The organism is Acinetobacter sp. GRABPA_MV_2 (assembly GCF_056725885.1).
Window position 1 is genome coordinate 254,347 of record NZ_JBWZNA010000002.1, and the last position, 17,678, is coordinate 272,024.

The window sequence follows — 17,678 nt, forward strand, 5'->3', positions numbered from 1 at the left end:
AATAAAGGCGCAATAAAAAACCACCTTCTGGTGGTTATTCAGTTTGATTATTTGCATCAACTTCAGGAAGGTGAACTTTGTATTTTCTAGGAGTATCTCCAGAGATGTTTACACCCCGTTGCATTCTTAATAACAATTCTGCACTTACCGGATCGGCTGGACGCCAAGGACCATCATTAACACATTTTATCACATGTTCAAAATCTTCTATTTCAAGTTTTCGATAAAGCACATAACTGTCATGCTGAACAAAAGGATGTTCGCCTTTTTTAACTATACAGGCTGAATCGTAATACTTATCCACATAGAGTGTTGTGATGTTAACTCTTACAATGCAAATTTTATTACCATAACCAAGTTGAGTGTATTTACTTGGGTCAAATAGTACAACATTCAGATGGTCCTTTAAGCCATCTGGACGAAAAAAAGCATCCCCAACTTTACCTTCCCAGTTCATTAGTAATCAGCATCCTAACAACATAAGTTTTCATTTTCCTGATTCATTCTAACTTCAGATTCCATATCTTCAATAATATGCTTCTGAAGTTCTTGATTAAATCCCAATGCAGAGAATAAATCATCATAGCGAATTGGAGTGCTACTCGCACCAGGATCACTCCACTCTGGACAATGAGTATGAGTCCAATCAACTAAATCCCATCTTGATAAGTGCCCAAATTGTTGCCATACATTATTTAATAAAGAGATATCATTATCACTCAATTCAAGCAAATCATCTTCGCTTCGAATCATACTCTTATCTCTTAATGCAACTTCATTATTTGAGCGATCAGATATCCACTCATTCCAAAACTCTTGATGACGAACAGCCCCATTCATAACATTATATGTTATTGATAAAACAGGACCATGCCTCATGGAAACTAAACTATCTCCAATAAATGGGCGATGAAATTTTCTAAAAGACTCTCTTTCAGAAATATAAAGTAATTTCATGAGCTTAAGAATTGGCAAATGTCCATTAGCTTTAAACAGAAAAAAAGCTGCTGCTTGGGTCAACTTTTTTTCATCAAATAAAAAAAGATTATCCATAGCTGGCAATTCCATAAGTTTAGACTTGATAAGAGGTGGTAAAGATAAGCAGGGTTATAATTAATATTGTATTCGGCACCTAGAGGCAACGTATTTACAATACGTTTACGATTATCGCAGTGTTTATCGTACCTCAATCTAGGCGTGGTGTATTTATACCGCGCTGCGACTACATTGATAGAATATTTGATAATGACATTCCTGTCAATAAGGAATTTTAACGGGAATGTCAAGGGCATAGGCGTATTATGTAACATCAAGTGCGCTATATCACGTCGCTTGTTCACAGTTAAGTATCGCACGTCAGCATTTAAGTCTTCGTCGCTCGTTGCGTCGCCTTCTTATGCGCCTCATCCAAGAACATATCGTCAAGCGTAAAGATACAGTCATTAAAGATGTAACGCTCAACTGGTAAATCATATTGCTCAACATAAGCATTAATTGCGGAAATATCTAACGCCAGAGGAACACCTTGTTCATAGCGTCTAGATCGTGCAATTGTGTTATATGCAGACAGAATGGAATTAGCTACATAAGAATAGTCAGGTTTAGTTAAAACCTTAGTGTTGTTGAGATTTAAAGCTTTTGCGACTGCGCTTTGCTTTTTACTGTAGTCGCTCGCTTCTTCTTCTGAGCCGAACTTTGTCCACTCGTAGAGGCTGACGACTTTCCCACAACATCATCTCGATATTGATTTGCTTCAGCTTGGATCTTTTCAGATTCAGTGCGGATAAAAGACCAAATAGAAACACCTAAATCGCCCATATTGAGCAACTTAAATGCATTTTCGCCATTGAAAGTAGGCTCTGTTTTTACCAGCTCACCTTCAGGACCTTCTTCAACAAAAACCACACCTTTCCAGTCTTCAATTAAATGGCATGCAACTGCTTCTAAAACTAATTCATGAAAGAGTTTATCTTCTGCTGTTGCCTTTGCTACGTCAAAGCCTTTTGATGAGATCTGGTTATTTGCTCGTTCAAGTGCCACCTGATAAGGCTTATATCCAATACCACGGATCTTAAACTCAGCAAGTACATTGCCTTCAGTATCTTTGTATTCGCGCCACAAACTGACGTCTTTATTTCTTTGAATATTGACTTCAAGAGCCATGTTATATCTCCAAAAAAAGCAGCCCTAAGGCTGCTATCAGATTGATTAAGGCGCAGGAACTGCTGCTGGTGTACGAGTGATGGTTGGGGCTACTTCTACGACTTTATATTCGAATGAAGCATTTAAAAGATCTGAATTACCACCACTAGGTAATGGAGCAGTAATTTCAGCTTTAGGAATAAAAATTTCATATTTATTCCCACCTGTATCAGTGATTGGAACTTTTAATGAAATCGTTTTGTTAGTGAATTGCTTTTCATACATATCGGATGTATTGCGTGACCAAGCTGCGGTAAATGAACCTGTACCTGTTGCAAGCATTTCTAGGATTGCACGTGCATCAATACCACCACCTAAACAGCGTTGTAGCTGCATTGTGTTATCCCAATTAAATGTAAAAGCGGTCAAGCATGAAATCCCAGCTTGAGAAACGCCGTCAATTAAAATGTCACCTACAGAGACATTCGACATTTTAGGATTGTTATCTGCCGCTGTAATTGTTCCAGCCGGTGCTGAAGAAAAGTTTGTACGACCAAGAGCCATAAGGCCGAAAGTCATTGTAATTAAGCCAGCTTCAGGAATATCAATTCCAAAAGTGTTTACATGACACCCACGGAAAACATGGTAGTCATTAACATCTTCAAAGCCACGTAAAACAGAAAATGTTTGACGAAGTGTGCCACCAAAAGTTAATACATTTGACGACCAATTATTAAAAGCAGCTGCAGCCATTAAGTCTTGAACTAATGAACTGTACTTCGCTTCACATTTTAATTCACCGGCATACTCTGCACCGGTAATCATTGATGAACGTGCAATACGGCCACTTGTGATTGAGTTAGAGTCTTCCTTTGTTACTGTCGCATCAAGGCCATTTTCAGTAAATTCAAAGGTCGTACGTACGAAGGGTGATGGTGTGGTACCAACAGTGGTTTCCTTCGCGATTTGTGTTATCTGACGTGCACCACTCGACATGGCTTTCTCCTTAATTTTCGGGCATTAAAAAGCCCTCGAATTGAGGGCGTTGTTTGGTTGTGTTCTCAGGCATTTAAGGGCTTACCTTGAATACCCCTGCAAAGTTTCAAAATGCTTTCTGCATGAAGGGTTATATGTTTGTGTTCTGGCCTAGTTCGCTCAATATCAATACCAATTAGAATTGCAGCCTGAATGTTTTTCTGCCAATTACCCGTATCCATAACAGGCTCAATTGAGCAAAAAATGTAGCTATCATCACCAATATTAATATCGGCATAATTATCTTCGTCCGTGGATGGACGGCATTCAGCAACAATGTATGCGATTTCCATTATTTGGCATCCTTAAAGTCAAGTTGTGGCTGAAGCTGATATTCCAATTCCTTAATTTCATTCTCCAGCGGTTCTTTTTCCCATCGCCACTGGCCCATTGCGCTCGCACATCCACTGATTTGTGCTTTTCTGCCTTGGTGATAATTCGTTAGAGAGTTATATCTAGCCCATTTAGATTGAAAGACTTGGCTAAGTTGATTAGCCATCCAGTTAAAGGCATTAATAAATTCGATTTTAGTTTTCATGGCCTTTTCGCCAGTAAAACCCATAACAAGCAACATGAACCCGTCTTTTGAAATTCTAAAGAAAGGAGTTTTGCGTTCTGTGTTTCCTATCTTCTTGTTTTCAAAGGTTAATCCAAAATTGGATTTAGCAAATTCTTCACCACATTGCTTAATGATTTTCTTAATATCTCGCATTACATGGCTGTGGCTCTTATTAAAGGCCTCTGCTACTGCATAACTTGTTGTTTTTGGCTCGCCATTATCATTGGTAACCAAAGCTCGTAAATTCAGTGTTGTCATCATGTTCATAAGATTTCCTCTTACATACTCATGTTCAAAGAAAAGAACTGGCAGGCACACTGAACATGAAAAGTGTGCTTTTCGGGGATCAACCTAGCCAGTGTTCGCCTGAATTTCAGGCATAAAAAAACCTGCCGCTAAGGACAGGTTCGTTTAAAAGTTAAATTCGTTAATTGACGCGATAATTTATTGAAATGTTGTACTGAATGAAATCCCCATTACTGCCGAGGTTTTGTACTTGACCTTGGAGTATCTCTAGTTGGCCAGTTGTGTAATATTCGAAATGAGCTAACCAAGCATCTGCAAGTTTTGTTATATCAGCCTCATTAGTTTGAGGTCTTGCAAGGCAATTAATTGAAATAACCCCTGTTCTTCTGGTGCAAGGAGTATCACCTACACCAGCAATGATTGAACCGCCCCATAGAATATTTAAGTCACACCAAAGTCCATCTACAGGAATACTAATCAATGGGCCATTAGGGTATTGAATACGATTTTGCTCAATTCCAGTAAATGCCACTGCTCTAGTGATAATGGCTTGTCGTGCTTGATCTAAAGTCATTGCCATTTTAACCACCGTATTTTTGAGCAATATAATTAAAGGTTGTGGCATAAACGCCTTGGGGCGCTTGCTTAGAGTAGCCGCCTGTGGTTTTAGGTGTGGATGGTTTATCAGTGAAGTTCCCGTACTCAATCTTCGTGCCATAAGGACTATTGGTCTGAATGTAGACAGTTGAGTAAGGAACCAATCGAGATAAAGCACTTGTGCCCTTGCTGATTGTTGAAGACCCGCCTTTGTCCTTTTCTGCTTCGTTGTAGGCTTGGTCAGGTTGATTAATGCTAACCCTGTGCGAAGCTCTAAAAGCGCCTGAATCGACAGGACTTTGCATAACCACCCCGCCAAGGGCATCAATCACAATTTCTTTTTGTCTTTTGGTTAGGTCGGCTTCAACAGATTGAATAAAGCTAGTTGGTTTCTTTGTCCAGCTCATTAAGAATCACCTCAATATAATTCCATCATAGGTGCTTTGATGATCTCTTTACGAATGCGCCAAATTCCATCATCACCAAACTGCCACACATTCTCATCTTTAACAGCGTAGTAAATGAATTTGTCAAAATAATGGAAATGAGTTGCTCCTTTTGGCTTGCGCTTGCTAGCCCTTACTTTCAAATCAACCATTACACTTTCCTTAACTGAGCAACCCATGTTGCGTCCGCAGGATCTTTTCCGTAGCTAACAACTCGATAATTTCCGCCATCAATCACCCAAACATCATTAACATCTGGCTCAACTAAAGCACCATCACTTGAGACCACTTCATTTTGCAGGAGCACGGCTTTGGAGTCTGTGGCGCGGTAATCTATAGGCTTGACCAAATCTTTTAAATAAGAGCCAAATAGAACGCCTCTACCGCTATATACGTATTCGGTGTAAGTATCTTCACCTGTAGCGGGATTAGATCCAGTTAGCTTCTTTCGAGTACAACTGAATGTATCTGCGGCATCAGATAAATCGGAGTTTAATGCTTCGGCAATATCTGCCTGAAGTTCGTCGCGTAAGCCCATTTCAATTTCTCACTAACGGTATTGTGAAAAACTTATGTTTTGGCAAGTTCTCAGCCTCAATGAGTGCCAAGGCAATTTGTTCAAAACTTGATAATGCAAAGCTTCCATCTTGGTATTCTTTTTCAGACTCTACCGTGCCGGCTTTTACTTTTTTGCGCTTAAGCTCTTGTTCCTTGCCGCTGTAAATCTCGCCTGCCCGAATGCCTTTAATAATTTCACATGCAGCAAGCTTGAGATTTTCTGTGACTGGAACTGGCACAAACCCAATCTCATTTTTCATCCAGGTATTAGCCAGCAAAACCAAACGAGCCTTATCACCATCCGGTGCAAAGTCAGCTCCTAAGATTGTTTCTGCATCTGCAATGGTGATAAAAGTCATGTCTTATTCCTTTGGCTGATCTTCAGGTTTAGCATTCTTTGGCTCTTGAGCAGGCTTCTGCTTATTTTTGCTTTCCAGATCTGCGATAGTTTTGTTTAAGCTTTCAACAGTTTTTTCTAGCTCAGCCGCTTTAATTGCTAATGCATCACGTTCTTGAGTCACGTCTGATAGTTGCGTTTTTTGGGCTTCAATTTCTGATGCAAGTTTTTCTGATCCTGCGAGTGCTTCTTTTAACTGACTGTTTTCTACAGCCAATTCTCGGTTCAACTCACTAATAGCTTCTAATGCTTCTGTTTCATCAAATTCATCATTTTCAAAGTCATCAGGCTTAAAAGCTGCATCTAAAATCTTATAGCCTTTACCTTTCAGTTCTCGCTTACGTTCTTCACTAACAGGATGCGGCTCATAAATTACTTTCTGTTCTTTAGACATTTTCAACTCCAAAAATAAAGCAGCCCGAAGGCTGCCTATTAATTATTGCGCTGCGTCTGCAATGGTGATTACACCAGCAGTATGTTTGATGCTAGTTGCTGATTTGTCCCAGTTTGTACCTGTTGCTAATTCAGCGTCACTTGGAGATTTGCCACCATTGACTTCATCCCATGTGTAGCCTTTAAGACCAACACCGAATGAGTAATCAACCTGTAGAGTCGTTTCAATACGATCTTTACCGTTTGTAGTTTCAATGTTTGATACAACATCTCCACCATCTGACACGATAGCCGCAGCATCAGTCAAAGAAAGAACTTTAAGCTTGTTAGGAGTGCCGGCTGTGTATAGAGCTGGCGCATCAGTTACAACAACCAACTTACCAAGAATATCGATAACGCGAACGTTACCAGCTTGGAAAAGCTTCGCAGCATTATCCAAGTTCTTATCAACCAGCTTATGGTAAGCAGCACCATTCATAACATCAGTGATGATATTTCCTGAATGATCGCCAAACTTAGCATGTGCACCATTCATGGCGCTGTAAGTAAGACCACCAGTTGCAGATACGTCATTTGTTGCATCTGCTTGGTTTGAGATTGCCGCCACAAGAGCTGCAATTGCTGTGTTGAGCTGGTCTTTAAGCATTAAGCTTGCAAAAGTACGAGATGCAACTTCAATACCTTGTGCTGTTGGACGCTGCAACCACGTCATCTGAGAAGGTTCGTAGCGAACAGGCCCAATACCGCCTGCAACTTTTACGCTTGAGTGCTTAATCTCAGACAAATCTGTAATAGGCGCTGTGCCATTAGCAGCATATCGGTCTACACGACGTTGAGCACCATCAAGTGAAGCAAAGAAAGACTCTTGTAAGAAATCCCCCGTAAATCCATCAGTGGTCAAGCGGATCGCGCCACCAGATGCAGCGTTAAACTTTTGCACCATTTGAGCGAGAGTTTCAATTGTGGCAGGCATGATGTATTCATTGAAAACCTGCATTTGAGATAAAGACATAATTTCTCCAATTACTTATCTAAATTAAATTTGGCTGCAATAGCGGCTTGGCGTTCTTGGATTGATCCGCCCATATTGCCGACATTGTTGTTATTTCCCCCGCCACCTTGACCACCGTACCCACCACCAGTGCTTTGGTTGCCTTTAAGAATTGAGTCTTTATGTTGGTATCCTCCAACTAGTGTTTCCAAAGCCTCATCAAAGTCGGCAACTTCACCATGCTTGGTTCGTGAATAGATCTTTTGGCCATCAATGCCATAAGCCACAACCTTTCCATCTTCAATTTTGAAGTTATTGCCAAAGGTTGCTTGGATCATGTCAGCAGGTACTGCAATTTTTTCTTGAATGAACTTCGAACGAGCAAAACCACCACCGATCAGCTCTTTATGTAATTGGGCCTGAACCGAATCACGTTCTTGGGTAAGTTGCTGAATCTGTGGCTCATATGATTTTTTCAGTGCATCAGTAAGTTCTGCTTTAACCTTCTCGATATCGCCTGCATCCACAAGCTTTTTAGCATCAAGATTAGCCATAGTTTCTAATGCAGTTTTTGCCTTCTCAGGATCTAGCCCTTCAAAAACTTTTAAGGATTTTTCGGCAGCCTCTTTTGCTTCACGATGTGTTTTAGCTTCCGCATTTAAAGAACTGATTTTTCCCACTGCCTGAGCAGCATCAAAACCAACTTCTTTGCCATCGTCATGCACATAGATAGGCAAGCCACCTGCATCTAGTTCTGCATATTTCTTACCGTTTACTTCTGTCGTTTTAAGTTTCATTGGTTATCCAACCTTTTCTAAATAAATGAGTTTCCACTCGATCGCTGTAGGCATCCGCTTTCAGCAGACAATAAAAAAGCACCCGAAGGTGCTAAGGTTTGAATGGGTTTTAAATGATGGTTACGCATGGACCTTGATATTCGACATCAACTTTTTGCCCAATTTTAAAGGGAATATTTGCAATATCTTTGGTTGCATATGTGGCATATCAGCCCGACTCGAAATAGATCCGCTTTTGATTCTCTGCCATGGATTTAAAAAATGGTGTGTCTTCAAGAGGCACTTCATTTTCGAACCGTGCAATTATCTCGCTGCCTAAATATTCTTTCATTTTGGTTTTGTCCAAGCATTCAAAATTAAGTCAAAAATAATTTGCTGTTCTGTGGTAATCACAATCCCAACCTCTTAAACATTTCTTCATCAAGCTTTTTGAGTTCAGCTAGAGTGAATGGCTGACCTGTTAATGGATCAACAAACTTATCTAGAGTGTATTTACCCTCTTTGAATAGCTTGTATCGAGATGAGCCTAGCCACTGCTGTTGAAACACCTTAGTCTGACCCTCAAACCAATTTTTAAATGCGGTGTTCGAATCTACTGTGCTAATTTCACCTGTATCACCAGCCTTAGAATTGAATGGCCTCTTCCCAATTGTTGTGCCTTCCTTATTGGTAACTGGAAGGATAATGCTTCTGCAATTTGGGTGAAGTGGCGGAGTCGGATGAGGTTCATCTGCCTTGTAAACGGCTCCATCCAAACTTGCACACTGCTTACTTGTCCGACTATCCAATGTTGCAACAAACTTCACATAGGTAACGTCTAAGACCTTATATGTATCAAGCATTGCCTGATTCGAAACATGACTTCTAGCTGTGCGAACCATAGTGGAAATACTAGACCGTGATTGCTCCAAGATGCCATCTTGATAATTAAGAGCCTTCTTACCCTTGATACGCTGGACAATTTGTTGATTCGTTTGGCTTTGTGATAAGCCATCTCGAATAACTTGCTCAACTCGCGTTCTTGAGTCATCCGCAATCTTATTAAAGAGATAATCAAGTAGCACGCCACCAGACATAGGCTGTTTTTTGATTTTCCCGTACAACGTCTTGGCATTAGGTTCTTTTATCTTCTCGCCTAAAACTCGCGCCTGATACACAGCTTCGTGAGCCGCTAATGCAATAGCAGAAGCTGTAAATGCTTCAGGTAATGCCGTTAGGATTGAAGACTGCCATGCTTGTATAGCAGACCGAATTTCCTTCAATGCTGGTGTTGTGTACTGACCTGCCATCAAAGCTGATTTTTCTGCCTCTGATAGCTCATCCAATAAATCTCTGATCTTAGAAAGCATCTCAGATGAAAGTTTATTGAATTCATCTAGGAGTTTGCCGATTTCAGCAGAAGACAATCGATACAAGTAAGCTTGGTGCTGAACCAGATTATTAAACAGATCCTGCTGGGTTGTTTGATCCATTGTTCACACCATTCATGTTATATCCAGGCATAGGGCTATTCATTTGCTCTTCTTCAAGCATGTCTTGAATCTCTTCAAATGAATAATCAGGAAACTCACCTGTCTGCTGATATTCATGCCACACCTTAAACGGATATTTCCCGGCAACACAAGCTTCATAGAGTTGCTTAGAACGCTCATTATCAAACTGTGGCTTGCTAAACTCTTTCGAGATTTCAAATACCAACTCTTCGGGCAATATTGAATCTACATTAGTCATAGCAAACTTTGCACACCAACGAAGTGCTTGAGTAATAGCTGCACTGATATTCACAGTACAAAGAGAAAGTACTGAATGCTGCACAGCATCGTCGTTGTTGGCCTCAGTAGCAGTTTTATTTGCCGACCCTGCTTGAACCAACCGGGCACCCAACTCTTTCATCTGCTCCCATTTCTTTTCCATTGCAGTTTGAGAGAGCGTGTTTGGGTTAGCTTGTGCAAACCCTAGTTTCACAGGGAATGCGTTCTTACAACCGATATACAAACCATCTTTTTTGATGATTTCATACATAGTTGTATCAACATTTTCCATAAAGAATTGAGGCTGCCCAACAAAATAAACCGACTCTTGAAAGTCAGCACTGTCAATATAATGAGCCAAATTCAAATCTGCCAACTCAAGCAGTGGTGCGCTTTCAATTGCGGGCGTATTATCAATTGCACCAACGAAAGTGAATGGAATGTAATCCCATTGCTTGCCGTTATAATCTGTAGGGATAGTCTTAGACCCCTCACTTAAAACACCATCCGTATTTTGCTTGTAAACTTGAATGGTAAAAACATATCTACCTTCTATTTCTTCTAGGCGAAGGACACGATATTGATCTTGTATCTCGAAGTTAAAACCACCCTGTGCCCGGTTAGAAACCTGCTCATGTATAACAACAAGTGAAAGCTTTTGTTGGTTGCCAATGATGATAGTATCCCAATTGATAACTGACTTTGCAGCGAGCACGTGAACCATTGGAAATGCTTGTTTAGCTGCATCCTCAGATCTAGTTCTGGATGGAGTAACAGTCGGGTAATCAACATACAAGGCACATCGATAAGTCTTTAAAACATGTCGTAAAGCTGCTTGTGCAAGTTGATAAACACCCACTCCCTGTCCATTCGCATTTCTTTCCAAATATTCAAGATCATCTGGTCTTTGAAAGTTTGGTAATCGGGAAAAGGCACCACCGATAAGACTCCCCAATGTCTTACCAGTGACTCCATAAAATACTGCATGTTCCAAATAGGAATCATATGCAGCCATAGCCTCTGCTGAATTGTCTTGCTTATTGTGTCTCGGCAAGTACTTTTCTTTAGCAGCCTTAACTTTATGCTGACCCTCACAAACGTCTTCTACCTTGCTCCATAGATCAACGTTCTTTAAGTAATCAGGATGCTTAGTAGTAACGTCTGTCATCTTGCAAATCCTAGTTTTAATGAAGTTACATATTGTTTCTTGCTCATAGCCACAGCAAACATTCGGAAACCATCTGCACCGTGTGAGTGAATGTCATGAAGTGGGTTGTCTTTCCAACATCCAAGCTTGTCATTCCACTCTTTTCGGTAGTTCTCAAGATGAGTGATACCTTCTGCACATTTGTATTCATCAAATTCGCATAGAGGCAGAATCTCACGGACCTGTTCAATACCATCCATCACCGTGATACTTGGCACCACTTCGAAATTGACTGAATACTTCTCACCGTCATCAAGCACATAGCCCTCTTTGGCAATATCTAGACGAGACTTACCATCATTCATAAGAGAACGGTTTTTGATGTCGTGTGGAGCGTAATGCTTGCTGTATTTGTAGCCTTTATCTTTAAGCACTTTGAAATAGTGCCGCATACCTTCGCCTGAGTTTTCGTAGTAATCGATAACTTGGTAGCAAGTATCTGATAACTTCCGAATAAACCAGATCACCATAGAGTCTGAGACCCCCAAGTCCCAAAAGGTCATGACAGGTAAATGATCATTTGAAGGCAATGAACCAATTCGTTTATTGGCATACAAGAATTTAAACTGGTTCTTGTAGTAAGCACCTTCAACAGATTGTGCAAAAGCTTCGCTTGGAATACTTGGATATTCCCGCTTCATATCCTCGCCAAGAGTTTTCTCTTTTGAGTGATACCAAGCTTTTTGTTTGGCCGTTGTTTTAATGTTGTGCTTTGCTTCCAGATCTTCAAAGTATTGAACTAGTCGCTGTGGTAGTTCTTCAGTTGGTTCAATTTCATAATCAGCATTCTTCCACCAGGAGAAGAAAAAGAATTTCCAATCAAGTGGACTTAGTTTTTTGCTGAGTAATAATAACTTTTCTGCTATTTGACAGAATTCATAGAAGTAGCCGCTTTTACCTTCAGCAGTACTCTCAAGTGTGATGCGTCCTTTAAGACTTACAGCTTCAAATGCACCAGTAACAATCTCACGGGCTTTATCTGGAAACTTCGCACAGATCTTACCGAATTCAGACACATGTAATCGGTCTAATGTTCCACCACGGAATGATATCGATACTGTGATTGATCCACCTTTACTAAAAACAAGCTCGTCCTTAGTTTGAATCTCTAAGGGATTGGCTGCTTTGATTAAGTGTGGTAAGCGATCATAAGCGTACTTAACCTTTTCACGGAACAGGCGTTTGGCATCGTGTAACGTGTGGGCAATCAATGCACACTTATCAGACATGAACAATGCAGCATCTAACTGAATCATGCACATCTCAGTGGTAAAACCTAACTGACGTGCCTTTAAGATGATGTTACGTGTCCATTCGTTTTCGAAGTATTCAAGCTGTTCAAGTGTCATCTTGAACTTAACTTGCTTACCTTCTTTATTCGTAATGTAGTAAAGATTATTTAAGCGCCACAACTGGTCTTTAAGTTTCGCTTTATGCTCAGGATTCAGCATGGCTACTCCTTATAGTTACGCATCCTTCCCTATTTCATCCATCAACTCGGATAACGACTGAACTTCAAGTGTCAGCTTATTCTCTTGTTTATCAGCTAAGCCAAGCTCACGAGCAACAATAGAAGCATTAAGCAATCCAGCACTTGCCCCTTCAAACTTTTGAGTGAAGATAACCCGTTTGATATCGCTACAGATTCCAATAAAACCTTCTTTAGAGCAGTAAGTTGCCCAAGTCTCATCGGAGATATCAAGAAAGAAACACAAACCTTGAATGGTCATTGCACGCATTTTAGGTAAGTCTTCAATCGTCACTTCCCCCTCATATGCAAATGCCTTTGCCTCTTCTAGTGGGTTATCTGTAACCCATTCAAAGTATTCACAGGCAGCTTCCCATAGTTGTTCCGGATCTTCGAAGATCGGTTTACGACCATGAGAGCTGCGCTGCTCCCAGAATCTATTACCGATTGGAGCCGCCATATATTTACCTCATTAAAAAACCGCCACTTGGGCGGTTCGTATTATTCATCTAAGGTTGCTTGAACCTCTTTAATATACTTAAGTAAATTATCTCTACTTAACTCGCTTAAATCCATAACACCATGGCCACCACAATTGCTTAATATTGCCACGGCAATTGCTGCTTTACCTTTGATCTTTTCACATTCAATTACCGCTTCTACTTCAATAGAATTCATTGTCATTTGTTAGTTTCTCATTTTATAAAGTGAGAGACATTAATAATATGAAATCAGTAACTATTCAAGTACATACTTAAGATCATCAGGCGTTTCCAAATAACACCCGTTTTTATTACAGAATGCGTGAATGTCATTTAGGTATTCAGTGAATTGAGCTGTACTTGCATCTGTAGTGCTCATTAGCTCGCATAGACCGTTTGCTACATCTTGGTAGAGTGGATGTTTAGAATCTTTAAGCTCTCTTACAGCTTTGAATGTTTTCTTGTATTGGCCTACATCATCACGATCATAGATCTTTGCTAAGAAGTTCTTCTTGAAGAACAGATGTTCATAATCTTTATCTGTTCCCTGCTTCTTAGCCCACTGATTAAGCCACATCCAGTACAAACGGTTTTGAGCCTTTGAACGATCTTTCTCTTGAGGTGCTATCAATACAACCAAAGGCTTCCCTTCATTCGCTGCCTTGGCATGATTAGTATTGAGATAGCCAATTACATAGTTGATGTCAGAATGGTTTTTGATGACGAATCGCGGTTCCATTTTGACCTCGCTAAATACCGTACACCTGAATTACAACTGCACAAACAAAGCAGGCCGCAACGATAACAGCTGTTGCAATATCATTACTATTCATATTGACCTCGAAATAAAAAAGACGCTGTTAAGCGCCTTTTTGGATTCTATATATGACCAGCAAGTCTTAATTAAAATTTAGCTAGATTTTTCATGTCTGTATCCTCAAGGTTTATTGATAGTTTATTAAAGTAACTAGATATACATTAGAAACTTTAATTTACCCGAGAATTGATCAATGTTCAAGCAATAAAAAACCACCCGAGGGTGGCTTTGGTTTAATCAAGCTATTAACTGCATTTGATTGGTGCTATCAAAGTTATCCAAAAGCTTCTCTACATCTTTGGTAAGCTGAGAAAAGCATTCTGTATCACCAGCAAACTTTATTTGGGGCTTGCATGCGTATTCTTTAAGCATCCCATGAAGTCTTTTTTCTAAATCCCATACAAAACTTGCGTTACCACGGATTAACTTTACTTTTTTGTATTTGTAGGGCATTACACCTTTAAATCTCTTCTCCACACTATGCAGAGTAATTCCGATTTTATAGAAAGCCTCTTCATTATTTCTACAAAGGATCACATAAAGATTAGACAATCCCCTTGATACTTTGTCGCAATGTTCAATATAGGATGATCTTTGAAAGTTAAACTTACTTTCATTTCCACACTCTTTACACCCTCTTGTTTGAAGATGACCATGTGGTCTTTGCTCAAATATCCCATGGGCTGGACAAATAATCTTTACTTTAGTGTAGCCATTTATGTACTTAACCTTTGAGTAATCATATTTATGATCATGAATTTGGTTAGCCAGTCTAATAAATTCATCTAGCCCTAATGAAGTTTTCGCTTTAATTTTCACCATTGCACACTTAGGGCATCCTCGACCATGAATATGCTGGTCTGCGATTTGAATGAATATTCCGTGCTCTTTACATTCAATTTTTATCTTTGCCCTTGTATTTTTTAAATCACCTATATGGATATAAGAATATTTATCGCCATGTATGCTAATGGCTTTTTTAATAAAACTTTGCACATCATGTTTTTTGTTTGGTGCACAGTCTGGGCACCCTCCAAATTTTGATTTTTTATGATTAAAGGGGCCTATTTCAAAATCACCATGGTCTTTACAGGTCACGGCTATCTTGGTTCTTGTGTTTATGTATTCTGTTTTGGAATAGTCAAATTGATCACCAAAAATGTTTAAACAGCTCTCTATGAATTCTCTTGTTGTTGGCTTGTGTCTTTTTACACACTTAGGGCAATTTTTTCCTTCCGCGTGTCCATCAGCCCTTTGGTTGAATACACCATGTTCTTTGCAAATGATAGATACATACGAGTCACAACCTTTAAACTCTACAAGGCTGTAATCATATCTATCCCCATGTTTCTTCCTAAAGCGCTCAATGATTATCTCTTTAGTAAGAAATAATGGCATGTGTTTTTGACCACGTTCTTTAGGTCGCTTATAATCTCTTTTAGTCATCTTGTTACTCGAATTAACAGGTTGATTAGAAAGGCTTAGTTGTTACCAGCAACTAGGCTTTTCGTTTATTTATTATACTAAAAAGTATCGCTTAAATCATTAATTTCTAACATTAAGTTAGTCTTTTTGAGCAATTCTTTGAAAAGAGCTTTTGCCTCTTCACGACTTAGATTTTTATATGTATCTAGAGAATGGTGACAAAACCTACATAAGCTAATCGTGAATTCATCCGATGCCTTTTTACCTAATGATTTCCCATAATCCGACCAATTTGCATGACACGCTTCGCTAGGTGGTGGCTTACCGCATCTAACGCATGGTAATTTTCTTATTGCAGCAAGTCGCTTTGCATCACGCATGAAGGTTACTTCTAATATTCTTCACTTGGTCTTTGTGTCGTTTAATCTTCGCGTCAACTTCTACCATTTCTTTCGCAGTCATCAAACTACGTGAAAGGTTTTGAAGCTTTTCTATTTCATTGCACAAAGCATTTAAATTCTTCTTCGCTTCGATTGTATCCATAGACCACCTAAAATCCAGTAGGTTGAGCCACCGCACGCACTAAATACATCAACCCAGTTTGGAACTCGGTCTTAGCCATTGCAGCAAAACGCTCAGGAGTCGCAGCCTCTAGGCGATCCCATTCATCCACATTGTGTACCTGTTGCCCAGCATCACATTTACAGTTGTAACGCTGAGTCGAAACATGGCTTTGCACTTTTTCAATGATTGATTGGATTTGTGGTCCAAGTGCTTTGATCTCGTTCATCAAATCAACTTCTTCCTGAGTTAATTCACGATATGTATTAATTTTGCGATGTTGGTTGTCCACTTCTTATTCTCCAAAAAAGAAAACCCCGCACTTGGCGGGGCATTTAATTAAACTTTTAGAACTTCAATCTTTTTAACACCAGGTATTAGTGTTGGTCCAGATATGCCTATAATTTTGAATCGCTCAGTAAACCCATCTGAATAAGTTCTAATGAGCATGTTGCCAATATGTATGCCTTCTAGATCACCTTGAGTGTAGACTGCCTCATTTGAATCGATTCTACACTTCTCTAATTGAGACTTATCACCATTAGAGTCAATCACGTCTAAAGTTTCAATATAGCCAAACACAAGCATTTTCTCTCAAAGATTAAGACATGCTCAGTAGACTACAAAACATACATAATTGCAAATAAGTATTTGAATTCTCAATAGTTAATTATATTTTATCTTTCCACACTTTCTGCATTCTTTCTGATTGAACATGTCGGATTCATATTCCCAAACATGGAAACAGAATACTTGCCTGATTATTCGGAGCATGTGAACCTCCAAAAAGAATTGCCACAGCTTTATTACAGTACTGTGGCCTACCGCTACTCACTTACTTTATAAAACCACTGGATGGGCACAGTATTTTACGTTTCAGCTTTCAGATCGATTTTAATGGCGGGTCATCACTCCCAATCTGGTATGTATTTCCTGCATATCCCATCCATGCGCGATGAACTGCATGGGTTGTACACTCTTTCGTGGTGCCTAAACGTGTTTGCTTAAACAGTCTTTAGCTAATCAGCAAACTTTTGATTATGGGTTTTAATATTTTTGAATGCTCCAAAAAGCAAAAAGCCCATCGGATGATGAGCTTTTAAAATTGGTGAGAACCCTTGAGGCTTACAGACTATTTCACTCTAGGGCATATTTAATCTCGATCGGCGAAAGACGCTGTAAGAATCCATCACCTAGTGGCACCTTACTTACACTTCGCACCACTCTAACATAAATATGCCATATAACTTGCGCAAGGTCAACCTGATTACTTGTCTCTATTCTTTAAGTCAAAACGAATGAATGGGTATCTACAATGCATAGCTGCTAAACCACAGCGAACATCTTCACGAGCATCGTGTTGGGTACGGAGAATGGTTGGGTTATCTACACGCCCTACTTTAATCACCATGTCTGACCATGAGTTACCATAAAGATAGCGATCAATCACAGCATCAAGCCACTCATCAAGGATTTCTGACTGTCCTTGCATATCCAGGATAAGACGCTGAACTGCACGCGCTTCATTGTCCGTAATTTCACATGTAATCCCCTTGCCTCGCACTTTGGGCATAGGCGTATCATCATCAGAACACAACCAATCTGCTATGATCTGCTCTTTGCCTTTCACTTCTTGCTTACGCTTCTTAGCAGCCTGATCCATAGCGACAGCAATCGGGTTTATGCTCTTTCCACAAGTTCCAGAATTTGAGTACATCCAAGCCCCAAATTGATAAAGCCATTCTTCTAGACTGTATTTGGTCCAGTCCGTTGTTTGCATAATGTGATTTACTGCCGCATTCATAC

General features: G+C 39.8%; 25 protein-coding genes. All 25 read right to left on the minus strand.

Annotation, left to right across the window (positions count from 1 at the left end; translation table 11 throughout):
- Positions 1 to 34: 34 nt before the first annotated feature.
- Positions 35 to 457: a hypothetical protein gene (locus ACXM0J_RS03015; protein ID WP_001103926.1), complete on the minus strand. Its 423-nt coding sequence runs from the start codon at positions 455 to 457 to the stop codon at positions 35 to 37.
- A 14-nt stretch (positions 458 to 471) separates the two neighbouring features.
- A complete protein-coding gene (locus tag ACXM0J_RS03020; protein WP_223234750.1) occupies positions 472 to 1,068 on the minus strand; it encodes a Panacea domain-containing protein in 597 nt (198 codons plus the stop codon).
- 561 nt (positions 1,069 to 1,629) lie between these two features.
- On the minus strand, positions 1,630 to 2,163 hold the full coding sequence (locus tag ACXM0J_RS03025; protein WP_032031543.1) for a hypothetical protein: 534 nt from the start codon (positions 2,161 to 2,163) through the stop codon (positions 1,630 to 1,632).
- A gap of 45 nt (positions 2,164 to 2,208) precedes the next feature.
- Entirely contained in the window at positions 2,209 to 3,138 is a 930-nt protein-coding gene (locus tag ACXM0J_RS03030; protein WP_479750220.1) for a phage tail tube protein, read from the minus strand.
- 65 nt (positions 3,139 to 3,203) lie between these two features.
- Complete coding sequence (locus ACXM0J_RS03035) at positions 3,204 to 3,470, minus strand: hypothetical protein (RefSeq protein ID WP_032023569.1); 267 nt, start codon at positions 3,468 to 3,470, stop codon at positions 3,204 to 3,206.
- Entirely contained in the window at positions 3,470 to 4,003 is a 534-nt protein-coding gene (locus ACXM0J_RS03040) for a Rha family transcriptional regulator (protein ID WP_032023568.1), read from the minus strand. Before ACXM0J_RS03040 ends, ACXM0J_RS03035 begins: the two co-directional genes overlap by 1 nt.
- A 160-nt stretch (positions 4,004 to 4,163) precedes the next feature.
- Entirely contained in the window at positions 4,164 to 4,562 is a 399-nt protein-coding gene (locus ACXM0J_RS03045) for a hypothetical protein (RefSeq protein ID WP_479750259.1), read from the minus strand.
- Between the two features lies 1 nt (position 4,563).
- The gene (locus ACXM0J_RS03050) at positions 4,564 to 4,986 is read right to left on the minus strand and encodes a hypothetical protein (protein ID WP_336236952.1); all 423 of its coding nucleotides are present in this window, start codon (positions 4,984 to 4,986) and stop codon (positions 4,564 to 4,566) included.
- 11 nt (positions 4,987 to 4,997) lie between these two features.
- The gene (locus tag ACXM0J_RS03055) at positions 4,998 to 5,177 is read right to left on the minus strand and encodes a hypothetical protein (protein WP_336236953.1); all 180 of its coding nucleotides are present in this window, start codon (positions 5,175 to 5,177) and stop codon (positions 4,998 to 5,000) included.
- Positions 5,177 to 5,563, minus strand: coding sequence for a glutamate 5-kinase (locus ACXM0J_RS03060; protein ID WP_479750221.1), 387 nt, complete (start codon positions 5,561 to 5,563; stop codon positions 5,177 to 5,179). The genes ACXM0J_RS03055 and ACXM0J_RS03060 overlap by 1 nt, the downstream gene beginning before the upstream one ends.
- A gap of 1 nt (position 5,564) precedes the next feature.
- Positions 5,565 to 5,942, minus strand: a complete 378-nt coding sequence (locus ACXM0J_RS03065; RefSeq protein WP_479750222.1) for a hypothetical protein — start codon at positions 5,940 to 5,942, stop codon at positions 5,565 to 5,567.
- A gap of 3 nt (positions 5,943 to 5,945) precedes the next feature.
- Positions 5,946 to 6,374, minus strand: a complete 429-nt coding sequence (locus ACXM0J_RS03070; RefSeq protein ID WP_153518586.1) for a hypothetical protein — start codon at positions 6,372 to 6,374, stop codon at positions 5,946 to 5,948.
- Between the two features lie 42 nt (positions 6,375 to 6,416).
- Positions 6,417 to 7,385 carry a major capsid protein gene (locus ACXM0J_RS03075; RefSeq protein ID WP_479750224.1) on the minus strand — a complete coding sequence of 323 codons (969 nt, stop codon included), beginning with the start codon at positions 7,383 to 7,385 and terminating at the stop codon, positions 6,417 to 6,419.
- Between the two features lie 11 nt (positions 7,386 to 7,396).
- Positions 7,397 to 8,161, minus strand: a complete 765-nt coding sequence (locus ACXM0J_RS03080; protein ID WP_009499840.1) for a DUF6651 domain-containing protein — start codon at positions 8,159 to 8,161, stop codon at positions 7,397 to 7,399.
- 389 nt (positions 8,162 to 8,550) lie between these two features.
- Positions 8,551 to 9,633 carry a minor capsid protein gene (locus ACXM0J_RS03085; RefSeq protein ID WP_479750226.1) on the minus strand — a complete coding sequence of 361 codons (1,083 nt, stop codon included), beginning with the start codon at positions 9,631 to 9,633 and terminating at the stop codon, positions 8,551 to 8,553.
- Positions 9,602 to 11,080 (minus strand): DUF4055 domain-containing protein, encoded by a 1,479-nt coding sequence (locus ACXM0J_RS03090; RefSeq protein WP_479750228.1) that lies wholly within the window; start codon positions 11,078 to 11,080, stop codon positions 9,602 to 9,604. Before ACXM0J_RS03090 ends, ACXM0J_RS03085 begins: the two co-directional genes overlap by 32 nt.
- Entirely contained in the window at positions 11,077 to 12,570 is a 1,494-nt protein-coding gene (locus ACXM0J_RS03095) for a terminase (protein ID WP_479750230.1), read from the minus strand. Before ACXM0J_RS03095 ends, ACXM0J_RS03090 begins: the two co-directional genes overlap by 4 nt.
- 15 nt (positions 12,571 to 12,585) lie before the next feature.
- Positions 12,586 to 13,047, minus strand: a complete 462-nt coding sequence (locus ACXM0J_RS03100) for a terminase small subunit (RefSeq protein WP_479750232.1) — start codon at positions 13,045 to 13,047, stop codon at positions 12,586 to 12,588.
- 41 nt (positions 13,048 to 13,088) lie between these two features.
- Entirely contained in the window at positions 13,089 to 13,271 is a 183-nt protein-coding gene (locus tag ACXM0J_RS03105; protein ID WP_279720171.1) for a hypothetical protein, read from the minus strand.
- A 54-nt stretch (positions 13,272 to 13,325) separates the two neighbouring features.
- On the minus strand, positions 13,326 to 13,808 hold the full coding sequence (locus tag ACXM0J_RS03110) for a NinB/YbcN family protein (RefSeq protein ID WP_279720172.1): 483 nt from the start codon (positions 13,806 to 13,808) through the stop codon (positions 13,326 to 13,328).
- 315 nt (positions 13,809 to 14,123) lie between these two features.
- On the minus strand, positions 14,124 to 15,332 hold the full coding sequence (locus ACXM0J_RS03115; protein ID WP_050680885.1) for a GIY-YIG nuclease family protein: 1,209 nt from the start codon (positions 15,330 to 15,332) through the stop codon (positions 14,124 to 14,126).
- A gap of 77 nt (positions 15,333 to 15,409) precedes the next feature.
- The gene (locus ACXM0J_RS03120; RefSeq protein WP_279720175.1) at positions 15,410 to 15,691 is read right to left on the minus strand and encodes a hypothetical protein; all 282 of its coding nucleotides are present in this window, start codon (positions 15,689 to 15,691) and stop codon (positions 15,410 to 15,412) included.
- The gene (locus ACXM0J_RS03125) at positions 15,684 to 15,854 is read right to left on the minus strand and encodes a hypothetical protein (protein WP_165757078.1); all 171 of its coding nucleotides are present in this window, start codon (positions 15,852 to 15,854) and stop codon (positions 15,684 to 15,686) included. The genes ACXM0J_RS03120 and ACXM0J_RS03125 overlap by 8 nt, the downstream gene beginning before the upstream one ends.
- A 7-nt stretch (positions 15,855 to 15,861) precedes the next feature.
- Positions 15,862 to 16,164 carry an Acb2/Tad1 domain-containing protein gene (locus tag ACXM0J_RS03130; RefSeq protein WP_000369964.1) on the minus strand — a complete coding sequence of 101 codons (303 nt, stop codon included), beginning with the start codon at positions 16,162 to 16,164 and terminating at the stop codon, positions 15,862 to 15,864.
- A 975-nt stretch (positions 16,165 to 17,139) separates the two neighbouring features.
- Positions 17,140 to 17,676, minus strand: a complete 537-nt coding sequence (locus ACXM0J_RS03135) for a hypothetical protein (RefSeq protein WP_140974052.1) — start codon at positions 17,674 to 17,676, stop codon at positions 17,140 to 17,142.
- Positions 17,677 to 17,678: the final 2 nt, after the last annotated feature.

Coding starts and splice junctions, on each gene's coding strand:
- ACXM0J_RS03075 (WP_479750224.1), bottom strand. CDS start 7,385: ATGTCTTTATCTCAAATGCAGGTTTTCAATGAATACATCATGCCTGCC.
- ACXM0J_RS03110 (WP_279720172.1), bottom strand. CDS start 13,808: ATGGAACCGCGATTCGTCATCAAAAACCATTCTGACATCAACTATGTA.
- ACXM0J_RS03090 (WP_479750228.1), bottom strand. CDS start 11,080: ATGACAGACGTTACTACTAAGCATCCTGATTACTTAAAGAACGTTGAT.
- ACXM0J_RS03040 (WP_032023568.1), bottom strand. CDS start 4,003: ATGAACATGATGACAACACTGAATTTACGAGCTTTGGTTACCAATGAT.
- ACXM0J_RS03035 (WP_032023569.1), bottom strand. CDS start 3,470: ATGGAAATCGCATACATTGTTGCTGAATGCCGTCCATCCACGGACGAA.
- ACXM0J_RS03055 (WP_336236953.1), bottom strand. CDS start 5,177: ATGGTTGATTTGAAAGTAAGGGCTAGCAAGCGCAAGCCAAAAGGAGCA.
- ACXM0J_RS03060 (WP_479750221.1), bottom strand. CDS start 5,563: ATGGGCTTACGCGACGAACTTCAGGCAGATATTGCCGAAGCATTAAAC.
- ACXM0J_RS03125 (WP_165757078.1), bottom strand. CDS start 15,854: ATGGATACAATCGAAGCGAAGAAGAATTTAAATGCTTTGTGCAATGAA.
- ACXM0J_RS03015 (WP_001103926.1), bottom strand. CDS start 457: ATGAACTGGGAAGGTAAAGTTGGGGATGCTTTTTTTCGTCCAGATGGC.
- ACXM0J_RS03115 (WP_050680885.1), bottom strand. CDS start 15,332: ATGACTAAAAGAGATTATAAGCGACCTAAAGAACGTGGTCAAAAACAC.
- ACXM0J_RS03020 (WP_223234750.1), bottom strand. CDS start 1,068: ATGGAATTGCCAGCTATGGATAATCTTTTTTTATTTGATGAAAAAAAG.
- ACXM0J_RS03135 (WP_140974052.1), bottom strand. CDS start 17,676: ATGAATGCGGCAGTAAATCACATTATGCAAACAACGGACTGGACCAAA.
- ACXM0J_RS03050 (WP_336236952.1), bottom strand. CDS start 4,986: ATGAGCTGGACAAAGAAACCAACTAGCTTTATTCAATCTGTTGAAGCC.
- ACXM0J_RS03070 (WP_153518586.1), bottom strand. CDS start 6,374: ATGTCTAAAGAACAGAAAGTAATTTATGAGCCGCATCCTGTTAGTGAA.
- ACXM0J_RS03105 (WP_279720171.1), bottom strand. CDS start 13,271: ATGACAATGAATTCTATTGAAGTAGAAGCGGTAATTGAATGTGAAAAG.
- ACXM0J_RS03030 (WP_479750220.1), bottom strand. CDS start 3,138: ATGTCGAGTGGTGCACGTCAGATAACACAAATCGCGAAGGAAACCACT.
- ACXM0J_RS03065 (WP_479750222.1), bottom strand. CDS start 5,942: ATGACTTTTATCACCATTGCAGATGCAGAAACAATCTTAGGAGCTGAC.
- ACXM0J_RS03045 (WP_479750259.1), bottom strand. CDS start 4,562: ATGGCAATGACTTTAGATCAAGCACGACAAGCCATTATCACTAGAGCA.
- ACXM0J_RS03120 (WP_279720175.1), bottom strand. CDS start 15,691: ATGCGTGATGCAAAGCGACTTGCTGCAATAAGAAAATTACCATGCGTT.
- ACXM0J_RS03095 (WP_479750230.1), bottom strand. CDS start 12,570: ATGCTGAATCCTGAGCATAAAGCGAAACTTAAAGACCAGTTGTGGCGC.
- ACXM0J_RS03100 (WP_479750232.1), bottom strand. CDS start 13,047: ATGGCGGCTCCAATCGGTAATAGATTCTGGGAGCAGCGCAGCTCTCAT.
- ACXM0J_RS03025 (WP_032031543.1), bottom strand. CDS start 2,163: ATGGCTCTTGAAGTCAATATTCAAAGAAATAAAGACGTCAGTTTGTGG.
- ACXM0J_RS03080 (WP_009499840.1), bottom strand. CDS start 8,161: ATGAAACTTAAAACGACAGAAGTAAACGGTAAGAAATATGCAGAACTA.
- ACXM0J_RS03085 (WP_479750226.1), bottom strand. CDS start 9,633: ATGGATCAAACAACCCAGCAGGATCTGTTTAATAATCTGGTTCAGCAC.